Source organism: Methylobacterium sp. NPDC080182 (genome assembly GCF_050281105.1).
In the GTDB taxonomy this organism is placed as follows: domain Bacteria; phylum Pseudomonadota; class Alphaproteobacteria; order Rhizobiales; family Beijerinckiaceae; genus Methylobacterium.
Genome location: NZ_JBNNWO010000006.1, coordinates 207,654 through 222,065, shown reverse-complemented (window position 1 = coordinate 222,065; position 14,412 = coordinate 207,654). Strand labels below are relative to the sequence as shown.

12 protein-coding genes are annotated in these 14,412 nt (G+C 73.6%); 8 read left to right on the top strand and 4 right to left on the bottom strand.

Annotated elements, in window-relative coordinates:
- Positions 1 to 57: 57 nt before the first annotated feature.
- Complete coding sequence (locus ACQKQD_RS13235; RefSeq protein ID WP_091927864.1) at positions 58 to 1,542, bottom strand: M48 family metalloprotease; 1,485 nt, start codon at positions 1,540 to 1,542, stop codon at positions 58 to 60.
- A gap of 5 nt (positions 1,543 to 1,547) precedes the next feature.
- Positions 1,548 to 2,432: a thermonuclease family protein gene (locus ACQKQD_RS13230; protein WP_427508572.1), complete on the bottom strand. Its 885-nt coding sequence runs from the start codon at positions 2,430 to 2,432 to the stop codon at positions 1,548 to 1,550.
- 574 nt (positions 2,433 to 3,006) lie between these two features.
- On the opposite strand from ACQKQD_RS13230, the gene ACQKQD_RS13225 reads away from it, so the two are divergent.
- The 4 genes from ACQKQD_RS13225 (at position 3,007) to ACQKQD_RS13210 (ending at position 7,711) form a co-directional block, all read left to right on the top strand.
- Positions 3,007 to 3,414, top strand: a complete 408-nt coding sequence (locus ACQKQD_RS13225; protein ID WP_012321411.1) for a helix-turn-helix domain-containing protein — start codon at positions 3,007 to 3,009, stop codon at positions 3,412 to 3,414.
- A gap of 177 nt (positions 3,415 to 3,591) precedes the next feature.
- On the top strand, positions 3,592 to 4,770 hold the full coding sequence (gene metK, locus ACQKQD_RS13220; RefSeq protein WP_020091324.1) for a methionine adenosyltransferase: 1,179 nt from the start codon (positions 3,592 to 3,594) through the stop codon (positions 4,768 to 4,770).
- A gap of 315 nt (positions 4,771 to 5,085) precedes the next feature.
- Entirely contained in the window at positions 5,086 to 5,823 is a 738-nt protein-coding gene (trmB, locus tag ACQKQD_RS13215; RefSeq protein WP_427508571.1) for a tRNA (guanine(46)-N(7))-methyltransferase TrmB, read from the top strand.
- Positions 5,824 to 5,995: 172 nt separating this feature from the next.
- Positions 5,996 to 7,711, top strand: a complete 1,716-nt coding sequence (locus tag ACQKQD_RS13210) for a sensor histidine kinase (RefSeq protein ID WP_427508570.1) — start codon at positions 5,996 to 5,998, stop codon at positions 7,709 to 7,711.
- A 25-nt stretch (positions 7,712 to 7,736) separates the two neighbouring features.
- On the opposite strand, the gene ACQKQD_RS13205 is transcribed toward ACQKQD_RS13210, so the two are convergent.
- Positions 7,737 to 8,579, bottom strand: coding sequence for a hypothetical protein (locus tag ACQKQD_RS13205; protein ID WP_427508569.1), 843 nt, complete (start codon positions 8,577 to 8,579; stop codon positions 7,737 to 7,739).
- A 299-nt stretch (positions 8,580 to 8,878) separates the two neighbouring features.
- Here ACQKQD_RS13205 and ACQKQD_RS13200 point away from each other — a divergent pair, with 299 nt between their 5' ends.
- From ACQKQD_RS13200 to ACQKQD_RS13185, 4 genes are all read left to right on the top strand, one after another.
- On the top strand, positions 8,879 to 9,478 hold the full coding sequence (locus tag ACQKQD_RS13200) for a superoxide dismutase (RefSeq protein ID WP_020091320.1): 600 nt from the start codon (positions 8,879 to 8,881) through the stop codon (positions 9,476 to 9,478).
- 200 nt (positions 9,479 to 9,678) lie between these two features.
- Positions 9,679 to 11,205 (top strand): murein biosynthesis integral membrane protein MurJ, encoded by a 1,527-nt coding sequence (gene murJ, locus ACQKQD_RS13195; RefSeq protein WP_100252904.1) that lies wholly within the window; start codon positions 9,679 to 9,681, stop codon positions 11,203 to 11,205.
- A 71-nt stretch (positions 11,206 to 11,276) separates the two neighbouring features.
- Positions 11,277 to 11,954 carry a haloacid dehalogenase type II gene (locus ACQKQD_RS13190; protein WP_020091318.1) on the top strand — a complete coding sequence of 226 codons (678 nt, stop codon included), beginning with the start codon at positions 11,277 to 11,279 and terminating at the stop codon, positions 11,952 to 11,954.
- 259 nt (positions 11,955 to 12,213) lie between these two features.
- Positions 12,214 to 12,570: a hypothetical protein gene (locus ACQKQD_RS13185; RefSeq protein WP_042673343.1), complete on the top strand. Its 357-nt coding sequence runs from the start codon at positions 12,214 to 12,216 to the stop codon at positions 12,568 to 12,570.
- Between the two features lie 54 nt (positions 12,571 to 12,624).
- Here the strand turns inward: ACQKQD_RS13185 and ACQKQD_RS13180 are convergent, their stop codons facing one another.
- Positions 12,625 to 14,382 (bottom strand): carbamoyltransferase family protein, encoded by a 1,758-nt coding sequence (locus ACQKQD_RS13180; RefSeq protein WP_091927869.1) that lies wholly within the window; start codon positions 14,380 to 14,382, stop codon positions 12,625 to 12,627.
- Positions 14,383 to 14,412: the final 30 nt, after the last annotated feature.

Here is a 14,412-nt window from a genome sequence, read left to right as displayed (position 1 = left end):
GACCCGGGCAGGATGTCCGGGCCCCGCGCCCGCACAAGGCGCGGCCGCGCAGGGCGGCTATTCCGCGACGATCTTGTAGCCGCGACCCGGCACCAGCGCGGCGCCCCGCTCCAGCCCGTTGAGGACGAGGAACCGGTCGAGCGCCCGGTCGGGCACCGCCATGCGGCGGGCGAGGTCCTCGGCGCTGGTCGAGGTCGCCTGGACCACCTGCAGCCGCAGGGGGCGCAGGACCGCCTCGTCGGGCGACACGGCGACGAGGGTCGCGGTCCAGCGGCGGAAGGCCGGGTCGGGATCGGTGGCGCCCTTGGCGGCCATGATCATCCGGTAGGTCGAGTCGCCGATCCGGATGGCCGCGAGGCGGAAGGTCCACTCCTTCCCCCGCGACAGCGCGAAGGCCGCGGGGTGGCCCGCGACGTCCCGGGTCTCGAAGCCGGCCGGGTCGAGGGCGTCGTTCCAGCTCGCCTTGAGCACCGCCTCGAGGGGCTGGCCGTCCTTGGCCTCGATCTGGTCGAACAGCAGGCGCCGGGCGCCGTCCGGGGTGGTCCCGAGCACCGCCGAGCGGGTGTTCTCCAGGGTGAAGCCCTCCGGCACCTCGAAGGCGATGCCGAGGCCGGGATGGATGAAGCGGTGCCCGCGCACCGCGCCGTCGCGCGGGTTGTCGCCGTAGGCGAGTCCGTCCACCGCCGCGAGGTAGGCGGCGCGGTCGTCGGTGCCGATGCCCGGCGCGCCGATGCGGCGGGCCGCGCGGGTCACCTGGGTGATGCGCTCGGCCGTGCCCGGATGGGTCGCCAGCATGTCGGGCGCGGCGGCGCTGCCGGCCTTCAGCCCCGTGGAGCGGTTGAGCGCGGCGAGGAAGCGCCCGGCCGCGAACGGGTCGTAGCCGGCCTTGGCCAGGGTGCGCACGCCGGTGGCGTCCGCCTCCAGCTCCTGCTCGCGGGAGAACCGGGCGAGGGCGAAGCGCGACTGGCTCTGCAGCTGCGCGCCGGTATCGGGGTCGTTCAGCACGTCGGCCACGACGCGGCTGACGAGCGCCGAGCGCAGCTCGAGCTCGCTGCGGGCCGTGGCGTGGTTGAGGGTCACGTGGGCCATCTCGTGCGCCAGCACGGCGGCCACCTCGGAGGTGTCGCTCGCCAGGGCCACGAGGCCGCGGGTGACGTAGAGCCGCCCGTTCGGCAGCGCGAAGGCGTTGACCACCGGCGAGTCGAGGAGCGTCACCGTGTAGGCCTGGTCGGGCCGGTCGCTGGCCTTCACGAGGCGGTCGGTCACCTCGGTCAGCATCCGCGTGACGTTGGGGGCCCGGGCCTCGCCCCCGAAGGAGGCCACGAGCTTGAGGTGGTCGGCATCGGCGGCGCGCTCGCGGCCGGTGGTGCGCGGCGCCTCCGCGGGCACCCGCACCACGGCCGGCCGCACGGTCGCCTCGGTCTGGTCGGCCACGCAGGCGCCGAGCAGCAGGGCGAGGCCGCCCAACGCCGCCGCGCCGAGGGTGCGCCGCCCCGCCGCGCGGGTCCGCCCCGCGCCGATGTGCCCCGTGATCCCGCCCATCGCGATCAGCGCCGCAATCCCCGTTCCCCCTCCGGATCGGCCTCCGGCCGGTCCGTCTCCTCGAGCGTCTCGAGCCCGTCGAGGGCGACCTCCAGGGTCGGACCGCGCCGGACCTCCAGGAGGCCGCGCACCCGCACGCGCCGGCCCTCGAGCGAGGCCGCACTCAAACCACGGGCGCGCATCATTCGCCAAGTGCGTTTCGATACCGTCACCGTGAGGCCGTCCGTGCCGCGGGCCGCGAAATCGAGATAGGTGCGCGCGCCGCGCTCGCCGACATGGCGGATTCGGCCCTCCGCGACGACGAAATGTCCGACCTTCTCCCGGAGCCCCGGGCCGTCCCCCGCCGCAGGGCGCGCCGCGCCCCAGAGGCCGAGCCCGCGCGCGCGGGCGGCCGCCTCCACGAGGCGCAGGCCGGGCCGGCACAGCGAATCGGCCTCGCCCGCGTCCGCGTATGCCAGCCCGGCCCCGATGAGGCCGCCCGCCAGATCCGCGCCCGCCAGATCCGCGCCCTCCGCGATGTCGCCCTCCGCGACCAGGAGGTCGGCCCGCGCGCGGTCCCACCGGTCGGGCTGCCCGCGGGGAACCACCGTGACCCGGGTGCCCCGCCGGGTCTCGAGCCAGGCCCGCGCGGCGGACGCGGCCTCCGGCGTGTCCGGCCAGCGCAGCGAGTCCAGCACCGCCCGGAGGCCCGAGACCATACGGATCTCCCCGCGGGGCCCGATTTCCGCCACCACCTCGTCGCGCGCCGGCCCGGTCGCGCACGCCGACGGCCCGGCGCCAGGCGCGGCGCGTGCCGGACAGGGCGCCGCCGCGGCGAGCGCCGCCGCCATCAAGGTCGCCATCGAGGTCGCCAGCGGGCGTCCCCGCACGACCGCCGCGCCCCCGCGCATCGGTTCCCCCCGCGATCGCGGGCTCCGGCACCGCGCCGCCCCACCGGTCGCGGTTGGCCTCGGCCGGCGAGAATGCTATGGAGCGCCGGTCGTCTCCGTAGCTCAGCTGGACAGAGCACAGGTTTCCTAGAAGGTTCAATTGGGCGTCGCGCCGGGAAACCGCGCGACGGATCCGCTCAAAGTCGGGGAAAGCTTCCGGCATCGACGCGCCGCCGTCCGATGCTCTGCCGATCCCGAGCCAAGCCCGCGCGGCGCCCCGGCGTTCTGCGGGAAGGTGTAGAGACTAGACGGGCGGCACCTACCGGTTGGATGCAGTCCAGCCCACGGTGAAGGGATAGTCCAGGCCACGAACGCGGACCTTCGGGGCGCGGCGGCGAAAGCCGAAGTGGTATGAAACCTGGGGTCGCAGGTTCGAGCCCTGCCGGGGACACCAAGTTGTCTATTCTTGCAGATCTCCCGGCCGCAGAGCCGTGAGCAAATCGTCCACCACGTCGAACGCCTGCCGGTGACAAGTACCGAGGGGCGCGCTAAGCTTTGCCGCCAGGATTCATGGCAGGGGGTGGACGAGCACTTCATGGCGGGCCAGAAGACCGATCAGCGCGACGTCTATGTCGGGCAACGCATCGCCGAGCAGCGCCGCAAGGCATCGCTCACACAGCGCCGCGTCGCGCAGAGCTTCGGTATGTCTGCAGCTCAGCTCCAGAAGTACGAGAAGGGAACCAACCGGATCAGCGCCGTCCATCTCGACATCTTCTCGCGCATGACCGGCGTGCCGATGGATTACTTCTTCAAAGGGATGCCCCGGAACGATGACTTCATCGCGCCGGGCTTCAGCGAGCGCGAGCAGTCGACCCTGTCGGAAGCCGGGTTGAAGGGGCTGGCGGAAGTCGTGGGCCGCCACATCACCGAGAACTTCTCCGAGGAGGCGCGCCGCGACGTGGCCGACGCCATCCGGGCCCTCGAGAGCAAGCTCGGCGGCTGAGGGCGAGGGCGGGCCCCGGGGCGCCGGGTGATCGTTTTTCCGGTCGCTTCGTCCGGTATAGCGGATCCGTTCGTTCCTCCATCTTGACCGGCCCCCGGCCGGGTGCGAGAACCCCGGCCCCATGAAGGGTCAAACGCCGCGATCGCGACGGCGTACCTCTGCAGCCGAGGCCGTCCGATGCCGCGTTCCAACTACCTGTTCACCAGCGAGTCCGTGTCCGAGGGACACCCCGACAAGGTCTGCGACAGGATCTCGGACACCGTGGTCGACGCCTACCTCGCGGCGATGCCGGAGGCGCGGCTCGGCGTCGAGACACTCGCCACGACCAACCGCATCGTCATCGCCGGCGAGGTGCGCGGACCCGATTCGGTGACCTTCAAGGACCTCGAGGCCCTGACCCGCGAGGCCGTGAAGGACATCGGCTACGAGCAGTCGGGCTTCCACTGGAAGAACAACGACGTCGCGATCCACCTGCACGCCCAGTCGGCCGACATCGCCCAGGGCGTGGACGCGGCCGGCAACAAGGACGAGGGCGCGGGCGACCAGGGCATCATGTTCGGCTACGCCGCCGACGAGACGCCCGAGCTGATGCCGGCGCCGATCTTCTACGCCCACAAGATCCTCAAGGACCTCGCCGACGCCCGCAAGGCGAAGCAGGGCGACGCCGCCAAGCTCGGCCCCGACGCCAAGAGCCAGGTCACGGTCCGCTACGAGAACGGCCGCCCGGTCGAGGTGACCCAGATCGTGCTGTCGACCCAGCACCTCGACGAGTCCCTCGATTCCGCGGACGTCCGCGCCATCGTCGAGCCCTACATCCTGAAGGCGCTGCCGCAGGGCTGGGTCAACGAGGGCACGGTCTGGCACGTGAACCCGACCGGCAAGTTCGTGATCGGCGGCCCGGACGGCGACGCCGGCCTCACCGGCCGCAAGATCATCGTCGACACCTACGGCGGCGCGGCCCCGCACGGCGGCGGCGCGTTCTCCGGCAAGGACCCGACGAAGGTCGACCGCTCGGCGGCCTACGCGGCGCGCTACCTCGCCAAGAACGTGGTGGCCGCGGGCCTCGCCAGCCGCGCCACGATCCAGCTCGCCTACGCCATCGGCGTGTCGAAGCCGCTCTCGATCTACGTGGACCTGCACGGCACCGGCACTGTCGACGAGGCCAAGCTCGAGGCCGTGCTGATGGACGCCATGGACCTGTCGCCCCGCGGCATCCGCACGGCGCTCAGCCTGAACAAGCCGATCTACGCGCGCACCTCGGCCTACGGCCATTTCGGCCGCGCCCCCGAGGCCGACGGCGGCTTCTCGTGGGAGCGCACCGACCTCGCCGGCAAGCTGAAGTCGGCGCTGGCCTGAGGGCGGCTTCCGCTCGGCCCCGGGCCGACGCGCGGGCCGGAGATCGGCGGCGCGCCGGGGTGACGTGAATGCGGTGCGGGCGGTGCTTTGAGCGCCGCCCGGTCCCGGATGCTCCGCGGCCCCGCGGCCCGCGTTCCCGATCGGGCGCTGGCGGCGCGGTGCGTTCGGCGCTGCGGCGACCGCGCGGGTGCCGCGCCACCCGATCGTGCCGCGTCGCGGCGTGCCGGGCGTGCTGTCCCGGACGGCATCCCACCGACGCGCCCCGTCTCCGGTCGTGACCCGGGACGCGTCCCATCTCCGAGGTAGACTGAGCCGGTGGACACCGACGCCCCTGGACGCTCCGACCACCCGGTCGAGGAGCTGGAGCGCGCCTTCTTCGGGCGCCGCAAGGGCAAGCGCCTGCGCGGGCAGCAGGAGCGCCGGCTCGCCGAGCTGCTGCCGAGCCTGCGGGTCGACCTGCCGCCGGGCGACGCGATCCTCGATCCGCGCGCGCTGTTCCCCGCCATGCCGGCGCCGCCGGAGGCGCTGTGGCTGGAGATCGGCTTCGGCGGCGGCGAGCACCTCGCCGCCCAGGCGGCCGCGCATCCGGCCGTCGGCATCATCGGCGCCGAGCCGTTCGTCAACGGCGTGGTCAAGCTGCTGGCGGCGATCGAGGCCCGGGCGCTGCGCAACGTCCGCATCCGCGACGAGGACGTGACCGCCCTGCTGGCGCGCCTGCCGGATGCCTGCCTCGACCGGGTCTACCTGCTCTATCCCGATCCCTGGCCCAAGCGGCGGCAGCGCAAGCGCCGGTTCGTCTCCGACGCGTCGCTCGCCGAGATCGGCCGGGTCCTGAAGGACGGCGGCCTGTTCCGCTTCGCCAGCGACATCGACGACTATGCCGGCTGGACGCTCGTCCGGGCCGCGCGGTGCCCGGTCCTCGCCTGGACGGCGCGGGACGCGCGGGACTGGACGCGGCCGTTCCCGGGCTGGCCCGGCACGCGCTACGAGGCCAAGGCGCTGGCAGCGGGCCGCCGGCCCACCTATCTGGAATTCGCCCGCCGCCCCCGCTGAGAGCCCCCGCGGTCGGGTCGCGCGGGTGCCCGGTCGCCGCAGGCGGAGCGGAACGCCTTGCCACAGTCACGCTCGGGCGCCATCCTCAGGGCCCGCCGCGGTCCGGGATCGTGGCGGGAGGGGGCTCATCTCCGGCGGGAGCGCGCCACGGCGCGTTCGAGGATTCTTCCGAGTGAATGAGAGGGTGGGTCAGGACCCGGCGGCGGAGGACCCGTTGCGCGCCGGCTTCGACGAGGCCGCGATCGGCCTCGCCGTGCTGTCGGCGGACGAGGCGGGGATCGTCGCCGCCAACCGGGCCCTGCACGATCTCGCCGGCTGGCCGCCCGGCACCCTGCCCGGGCGCGCGGCCGCCGAACTCCTGGGTGAGGGGCCGGAGGGGCTCCGGGACGGTCTCCAGGTCTGGCGCCGGGCGGACGGCACGCCCCTCGACGTGCGGGTCCGGCGCGCGGGCCGGACCCTGGCGGTCGAGACGGTCGACGTGGACGCGGCGGCCCATTCCGAGGCGAACCGCGAGGCCCTCGCGGCCGCCGGACTCGGGGAATGGCGCTGGGACCGCGCGACCGGCCTCCTCACCCTGTCGCGCCGCGCCGCCCGCATCCTCGAGCGGCCGCCGGGCCGCTCCGTCTCGTGGGAGGAGCTGAAGACCGGCCTGTCGCCGGCGGAGCTCGCGCGCCTGAGCGCGCTGATCGCCGAGGCCGACGGGACCGACGAGCCCTACCAGTTCGACACGGCCACGACGGTGGCCGGGCGGACCGTGATCCTGCGGGTGCGGGGGCAGGCCGTGCCGGGCCCCGACGGCGCGCCGATCGGCATGGTCGGCGTCCTCCAGGACATCACCACGCGGGTCGAGGCCCGGGACGAGATCCTGTCCCGCGACCAGCGCCTGCGGGTCGCCACCACGGTCGCCCGGCTCGGCATCTTCGAGTGGCACATGCTCGAGGACCAGGCGATCTGGGAGAACGAGCACATGTACGAGATCTTCGGGCACGCGCCCGAGGACGGGACGATCGGCAAGACCGAGTTTCTCAACGACATCCTCCACCTGGACGACCGCCCCGCGGTCCGGCGGGCGATCTCCAAGGCGCTGCGGGAGGACGGGGACCTGCACATCAGCGGCCGGATCCGGCGCAAGTCCGACGGCGTGTGGCGCACGATCGACATGGCCGGCCGGTTCGAGCGCGACGCCCCCGGCCGCCTGCCGCGCCGCCTGATCGGCGTCGTCGCGGACGTGACCGACCGCCGGGTCGCGGAGGAGCGCCAGAGCCTGCTGATCCGCGAGCTGCACCACCGGGTGAAGAACACGCTGGCGACCGTCCAGGCCATCGTGGGCTCCACCGCGCGGACGGCGTCCAGCATCGAGAGCTTCTACGAGGCCTTCGTCGGGCGGATCAAATCCCTGGCGCACACGCACTCGGTGCTCACCGAGGACACGTGGCAGACGGCGTCGATCGCCAATCTCCTGCGCAACGAGCTGAAGCCCTACGCGGAGGTGGCCCCGGACGGCGCCGCCGAGGGGCGCATCAGCCTCGACGGGCCGGCGATCGACCTGCCCTCCGAGATCGCGGTGCCGATCGGCATGGCGATCCACGAGCTGACCACCAACGCGGCGAAGTACGGGGCCCTGTCGAACCGCACCGGCCGGGTGGCGGTGGAATGGTCCCTGGAGCCCGGCGGCCCGGCCGGGATCCTGCGGTTCTCCTGGCGCGAGACCGGCGGGCCGCCGGTCGCGCCGCCGAGCCGCCAGGGCTTCGGCTCGCGCCTGCTGCAGCGGGTCCTGATCACCCAGGTCCAGGCCGAGGTGACCACCGACTACGCCCCCGGGGGCTTCTCCCTGACCATGCGGGCCCCGATCCCGCCGCGCAACGACAGCCTCAACCCGCTGGTGTGACGCCGCGGCCGTCCCCGGGGCGGGTTCAGGCCGCGCCGCGGGTCCCGGACTCGCCGCCGCCGTCCACGAAGGCCTTCAGCTCGTCGAGGGACGCGAAGGTGAAGCGGCCCTGCGGCGTCTCCGCCTCGATCGAGCCGTCCTCGAACATCACGTAGGTGTTGCCGCCGGAGGCGTAGCGCCCCACCACGGTGCGCGGGGTGGCCGGCTGGTCCGGCTCGGGCTCGGCGGGCGTGTCGAGGCTCGGGCGCAGGGCCGGCGGCTCCTCCGCGGCTGCCTTCTCGGGCTCTTCCCGCGGCGGCGGCTCGGGGGCGGCGAACAGGTCGTCCTCGGGCGCGATCGCGCGCTCGGTCGGCGCGTCCGGCTCGGGGCGGCGGTCCGCCTCCGGGACGAGGACGGGCGGGACCGCGTGCGCCGGCTCGGCCGGAACCGGCTTCGGCGCTTCGACCGCGCCGGGTTCCGAGAAGGGGGCGCGGGCCTCGTCGGCCCGGAGTTCCAGGCTCGGCTCGATCCGGGGACGCTCGGGATCGAAGGACGGCTCGACCACCGACGGCACGATGAAGGCGGGCGCCGCCGGCAGGACCGGCGGCAGCCGGGTCCGGGCCTCGTCGACGGGGGCCGGTGCCGGCGCCGCGGCGGGGGCCGGCCGCGCGCCGGCCGCCGGGGCGCGCCCGAGCGCGCGCTCCACCCGCCGGAACCCGAGCGCCACGACGCCGAGGCCGAGCAGCACCGCGCCCGACGAGGCCGCGACCGACCCCGCGATCACCATCGCGAGCCCGCTCTCCAGACGCACGTACGGGAAGCCCTGGATCACGGCGGCGCAGCCCCCGATGATCATGGCGGCGGCGAGCGCGAACAGCGCAGCGATCATGGTACTCTCTGACACGGGCCGGCTGACGGCCGGCGCTCAAGGCGTGCCGCACAGTAAGGCCTAGCCGTCATATTGCAAAACTCGGGACCGAGATGCGGGGGAAACCGGAATAGTCCGGATCTGCGCCGGCTATCTCCGGGCCGGCCGAGCCGCCGCGTGCCGGCGATCTGCGGAACTTCCCGCGCCGCCGTGGCGGAACGGCGTTGCCGTCCCGCGGCCACCGACTTACCTAGCGGGCTCTCGACTCGGGAGCCCCCGCCGGGGACGAGGCCGCCCCCTGCTTAGCGGAGAAAGACGCGATGACCTTCACCCTGCCGGAACTGCCCTACGCCTACGACGCGCTGGGGCCGTACATGTCGAAGGAGACCCTCGAGTTCCACCACGACAAGCACCACAAGGCCTACGTCGACACGGGCAACAAGCTGCTTGAGGGTACGGATCTCCAGGGCAAGAGCGTCGAGGAGATCGTCAAGGCCGCCTACAACACGAATCAGCCGCTCTTCAACAACGCCGGCCAGCACTACAACCACATCCACTTCTGGCAGTGGATGAAGCCGAACGGCGGCGGCGCGATCCCGGGCGCGCTGGCCAAGAAGATCGACGAGGATCTCGGCGGCGCCGAGAAGTTCAAGGCGGACTTCATCCAGGCGGGCGTCGGCCAGTTCGGCTCGGGCTGGGCGTGGCTCGCCGTCAAGGACGGCAAGCTCGCGATCATGAAGACCCCGAACGGCGAGAACCCGCTGGTCCACGGCGCCAAGCCGATCCTCGGCGTCGACGTGTGGGAGCACTCCTACTACATCGACTACCGCAACCGCCGTCCCGACTACCTGAAGGCGTTCATCGAGAACCTCGTGAACTGGGAGCACGTGGAGAAGATGTACGCCGAGGCGACCCGCTGAGGCGTATCGCCGGTGCCGCGGATCCTGTGTCCGCGGCACCCTTGAGGTGGCGCACGAAACCGGCTCTTGATGCGCGCGACGCCGGCTGACCCGGTGCAGATGGGGCCGGCCATTTCCTCTCGATCGACACGCGCGACGCTTCGACCGTGCTCCCGCCCGCCCCCGTTGCGGGGGGGGGTGGTGGGCGAGCGCCCCAACCCATGATCCGCTCGATCCTGTCGGTCGGCGGCTGGACCCTGGTCTCCCGCGTCACCGGCTTCGCCCGCGACGTGGTCATGGCCGCCGTGATGGGCGCCGGGCCGCTGGCGGACGCCTTCGTGGTCGCCTTCCGGCTCCCGAACCATTTCCGCGCGATCTTCGGCGAGGGCGCGTTCAACACCGCCTTCGTGCCGGCCTATGCCGGGCTCGCGGAGGCCGGCGAGCCCGGGGCGGCGCACCGCTTCGCCGACCGCGTCTTCACCCTGATGCTGATCGTGCAGCTCGTGCTGCTCAATCTCGCCCTGCCGGCCATGCCCTGGGTGGTCCACGCCCTGGCGCCGGGCTTCGCGGAGGACGGCGAGCGCTTCCAGCTCGCCGTGGCGCTGACCCGCATCACCTTCCCGTACCTGCTGTTCATGACGCTGGTGACGCTGCTGTCGGGCATCCTGAACGCCCACCGGCACTTCGCCGTGGCGGCGGGCGCCCCGGTCCTGCTCAACCTCGCCATGCTGGCGGCCCTGGGGTTGAGCTTCCTGTTCCCGAACGCGGCCTACGCCGCCGCCTGGGGCGTCGCGGTCTCGGGCGTGCTCCAGTTCGGGCTGCTGTGGTGGGGCTGCCGCCGCGTCCGCGTGATGCCGGACCTCGCGGTGCCGCGCCTCGATCCCGCGCTCAAGCGCTTCTTCGTCGTGCTCGGGCCCGCGGTGATCGGCTCGGCCGGCTTCCAGATCGCGGCCTTCGCCGACACGATCATCGCGAGCTGGCTGCCCACCGGGGCGGTCTCGGCACTCTACTACGCCGACCGGCTCTACCAGCTGCCCTTCGGCGTCATCGCCATCGCGGCCGGCACCGTGCTGCTGCCCGAGATGAGCCGCCGGATCGCGGCCGGCGACGTCGCCGGGGCCCACGCGGCCCAGAACCGGGCCGCGGGCTTCTCCCTGGCCCTCTCGGCGCCGTTCACCGTGGCGTTCCTGACCATCCCAGGCCTGATCATGGCGGCGCTGTTCCAGCGCGGCGCCTTCAGCGCCGAGGACGCGGCGCGGGCGGCCTCGGTGCTGGCGGCCTACGGCCTCGCCCTGCCGGCCGTCGTGCTGGTGCGCAGCGCCGTGGCGAGCTTCTACGCCCGCCAGGACACGAAGACGCCGCTCTGGGCCTCCCTGACCGCGATCGGCGTCAACGTCGCCCTGAAGCTGTGGCTCACCGGCCCCTACGGCGTCACCGGCCTCGCGCTCGCCACCGCGGTCGCCCAGTGGGTGAACCTGCTGCTGCTGCTCGTCCTGGCCAAGCGCCGGGACTGGACGGCGCCGGGGCGCACGCTCGGCCTCACCGTCGCCGGGGTGGCGCTGGCCTGCCTCGGGCTGGCGGCGGTCGCCGTCTACGGGCAGGGGCTCGTCCAGGCGCTGGTGCCGGCCCTGCCGCACGGGCGCGACCTCGTCGTCCTGGCGGTGCTGGGGCTCGTCGGGGCGCTGGTCTACGGCGGCCTGCTGGCGGGCCTGCTGCACCTGTTCGGCCTGCGCCTGCGCCGGGCCTGAGTGACCCGGCCGGGCTCGCCGCCGCGCGGGTCCGGCCCCAGATCGGGCGAGAGCACCCAGTGAGGACCGCCATGACCGACGCACCGAATCCCCTCGCGGGCGTGAAGGCCGCGGTGTTCGACGCCTACGGAACGCTGTTCGACGTGAACGCCGCGGTCCAGCGCTACGCCGAGGCGGTGGGTCCGGACGCCGCCCACCTCTCCGAGGTCTGGCGCAACAAGCAGCTCGAGTACAGCTGGACCCTGTCGCTGATGGGCCAGTACGCCGCCTTCTGGGACCTCACCGTGCGGGCCCTCGACTACGCCCTGGCGGTCCACCCGAACGTCGATCCCGGCCTGCGCGAGCGGCTCCTCGACGCCTACCGGGACCTCGAGGCCTACCCGGAGGTCCCGGGCGTGCTGGCGGCCCTGCGCAAGCGCGGCATCCGCACCGCCGTCCTCACCAACGGCAACGCCGCCATGGTCGACCGGGCGGTGGCCTCCGCGGGGCTGGCCGACCACCTCGACGCGGTCCTCTCGGTGGACGACGCGCAGGTGTTCAAGACCCATCCCGACGCCTACCGGATCGCCCTGACCCGGCTGGCGGTGGGGCAGGGCGACGTGCTGTTCTGCTCGTCGAACCGCTGGGACGTGGCGGGGGCGGGGGCCTTCGGGTTCCGGACCGCCTGGGTCAACCGCAGGGGCCTGCCCGACGAGTACGCGGATCTGGCGCCCACGACGGTGGTGGGATCTCTCGACGGGCTGCTCTGAGGGGGGATCTGCGGCAGTCGCGCCCGGCGCGGGAAGTGCCCATTCCGTCCTCGCGAGCGCAGCGAAGCAATCCAGGGACACGGCTACTTCCGGGCAAAGCGCGCTGCCCCGGGTTGCTTCGCTGCGCTCGCGAGGACGGCAGCGCCTCGCCTCGGGCCGGAGCGACCGCGGGCCGCCTTATCCGACACACAATTCAATTGGCCCACTTCGCGGATTCTTAATCCTCCCGGTGTTGGATCATCCTCAACACGAACGGGAGATGTTTCGCGTGTCCTTGAACGGTTCCTTCACGACGATCCGCGCTGGGGCCGCAGCCCTCGCGGTCACCCTGGTGCTCGGGGCGGTCGCCCCGGCCACCGCCCGCGACCAGACCGGCGCCATCGTCGGCGGCCTCGCGGCCGGCGTCGTCGGCGGCATGGTCGGCAGCGCCCTCGTCAACGGCGCGAACCCGCCGCCCCCGCCGCCGCCGGAGTACCGCCCGCGCCGGGTCGTGGTCGAGGAGCCCGAGACCATCGTGGTGCGCGAGCGCCGCGGCCCGATCTGCCACTACGAGCGCCGCAAGGAGTGGCTCGGCGACGGCGAGTTCACCTACCGCCGCGTCGAGGTCTGCGAGTAAACCGCATCCGCGGTTATCGGATCGGCGCCGCGTCCCCCGGGGGCGCGGCGCGTCTCATTTCACGACCAGCCAGTCCTCGACCACGAGGGCGTCGAGGCCGGTGGTGTAGAACATCAGGATCGCGTCCTCCGCGCCGTGGAGGATCGGCTTGCCCATCACGTTGAAGCTCGTGTTGAGCAGGATCGGCACGCCGGTGATCGCCGCGAAGGCGCCGATCAGGGCCGCGTAGGCCGGATTGCGCGCCGCCGTGACGCTCTGGAGCCGGCCGGTGCCGTCTTCGTGCACCACCGCCGGCACCCGGGCGCGGACCGCCTCGCGCCAGACCAGGGTCCGCTCCATGTAGGGGCTGTCGGCGTAATCCTCGAACCAGTCCGGCCCGGCCTCCGCCAAGATCGACGGCGCGAACGGCCGGAACGCCTCCCGGTACTTCACCTTGGCGTTGAGCGCGTCCTTGGCGCCTTCCGGCCGCGGATCGGCCAGGATCGACCGGTTGCCGAGCGCCCGGGGCCCGAACTCCGCCCGGCCCTGCACCCAGCCGACGAGGCCGCCCTCGGCCAGGATCCGCGCCGCCGCGCGGGTCGCCTCCGCGTGGCCGACGCGCCGGGCCCGGGGCTCCTGCTCGGCGAGCCGCTCCATCGGCGCCGTGGAGACCCGCGAGCCGAGATAGGGCGTGAGCGGCCGGGCGGCGGGCGGCGGACCGGCCCAGTCCGGATGGTCCTCCGCGTAGGCGAGCCACGCCGCGCCGACCGCGTTGCCGTCGTCCGCCGGGGCCGAGGGCACGTGCAGCCGGGTGAAGCCGGAGCGGCCGAGCACCCGGCCGTTGTAGGAGGAGTTCAGCCCGCAGCCGCCCGCGATCACGAGGTTCTCGGACGGCGCCAGGGCCTCGGCCTCGGCCACCAGCGCGTCCATCAAAGTCGCGAACAGGTCCTGGCCGCAGCGGGCGAGGTCGGGCCAGCCGTTCTCCAGGGCATCGGCCGGGCGGCGGGCGCGGATCTCCGCGGCGACCGCCCGGATCGTCTCCGCGTCGGCGTAGCGCAGGCGGTGGCCCTCGACCGTGCAGAGCCGGCCGAGCAGGGCGGCGAGGTCCGGGTCGGGCCGGCCGTAGGGGGCGAGCCCCATGATCTTCCACTCCTCGCCCTTCACCTGATCGAAGCCGGCGAGGTCGGTGATCAGCCCGTACAGGAAGCCCAGCGAGCCGCGCCCGCGGTGGCGGCGCAGCTCCGTGATCCGGCCGCCCTCCAGGCGGTAGATCGCCGCCGCACCGGTCTCGCCCATGCCGTCGACCACCAGGGCGGTGGCCGTCTCGAACGGGCTGCCCCAGAGGCCGTAGGCGGCGTGGCACAGGTGGTGCGGGTAGCGCCGCTGCCCGGCGATCGTCGCCCGGGGCGCCGCGCCGGTGATCCGCGCCTCCTGGTTCAGGGCCAGCAGGGTGCCGTGGCCGGCCCGCTCCTGGGCGCCGTGGAGGTCGGCGATGAACACCCGCTCGGCCTGCTCGGGCACGAAGGAGCGGTTGAGCGCCGTGGTGTGGGTGGCGAGCGCCATCAGGTCGAAGGCCCCGGCGCCGGCCTGGCCGCGCAGGAAGTCGGTGAATTGCGGGCCCCAGGTCGAGGCGACGACGAGTTCCGAGCCCGGCGGGACGTGCGCCTTCAGCAGTGCGGCCATCTGCGACGGGGCGTCCGGCTCGCAGTTCGGCGCGCGCTTGTACTGCAGGGCGCGCTCCGCCGCCTCGGCGAAGAGCAGGGTGCCGTCGGGGCCGACCAGGGCGAGGGCCGGGTCGTGGAAGGTGGTGGCGAGGCCGAGATAGAAGCGCATGCCCACGGGGGGTAGCGCATTTTCGCGCCG

Excerpts from the sequence above, each read along its gene's own strand:
- ACQKQD_RS13235 (WP_091927864.1), bottom strand. The coding sequence starts at position 1,542 with ATGGGCGGGATCACGGGGCACATCGGCGCGGGGCGGACCCGCGCGGCG.
- ACQKQD_RS13230 (WP_427508572.1), bottom strand. The coding sequence starts at position 2,432 with ATGCGCGGGGGCGCGGCGGTCGTGCGGGGACGCCCGCTGGCGACCTCG.
- ACQKQD_RS13225 (WP_012321411.1), top strand. The coding sequence starts at position 3,007 with ATGGCGGGCCAGAAGACCGATCAGCGCGACGTCTATGTCGGGCAACGC.
- metK (WP_020091324.1), top strand. The coding sequence starts at position 3,592 with ATGCCGCGTTCCAACTACCTGTTCACCAGCGAGTCCGTGTCCGAGGGA.
- ACQKQD_RS13205 (WP_427508569.1), bottom strand. The coding sequence starts at position 8,579 with ATGATCGCTGCGCTGTTCGCGCTCGCCGCCGCCATGATCATCGGGGGC.
- ACQKQD_RS13200 (WP_020091320.1), top strand. The coding sequence starts at position 8,879 with ATGACCTTCACCCTGCCGGAACTGCCCTACGCCTACGACGCGCTGGGG.
- murJ (WP_100252904.1), top strand. The coding sequence starts at position 9,679 with ATGATCCGCTCGATCCTGTCGGTCGGCGGCTGGACCCTGGTCTCCCGC.
- ACQKQD_RS13190 (WP_020091318.1), top strand. The coding sequence starts at position 11,277 with ATGACCGACGCACCGAATCCCCTCGCGGGCGTGAAGGCCGCGGTGTTC.
- ACQKQD_RS13185 (WP_042673343.1), top strand. The coding sequence starts at position 12,214 with ATGTTTCGCGTGTCCTTGAACGGTTCCTTCACGACGATCCGCGCTGGG.
- ACQKQD_RS13180 (WP_091927869.1), bottom strand. The coding sequence starts at position 14,382 with ATGCGCTTCTATCTCGGCCTCGCCACCACCTTCCACGACCCGGCCCTC.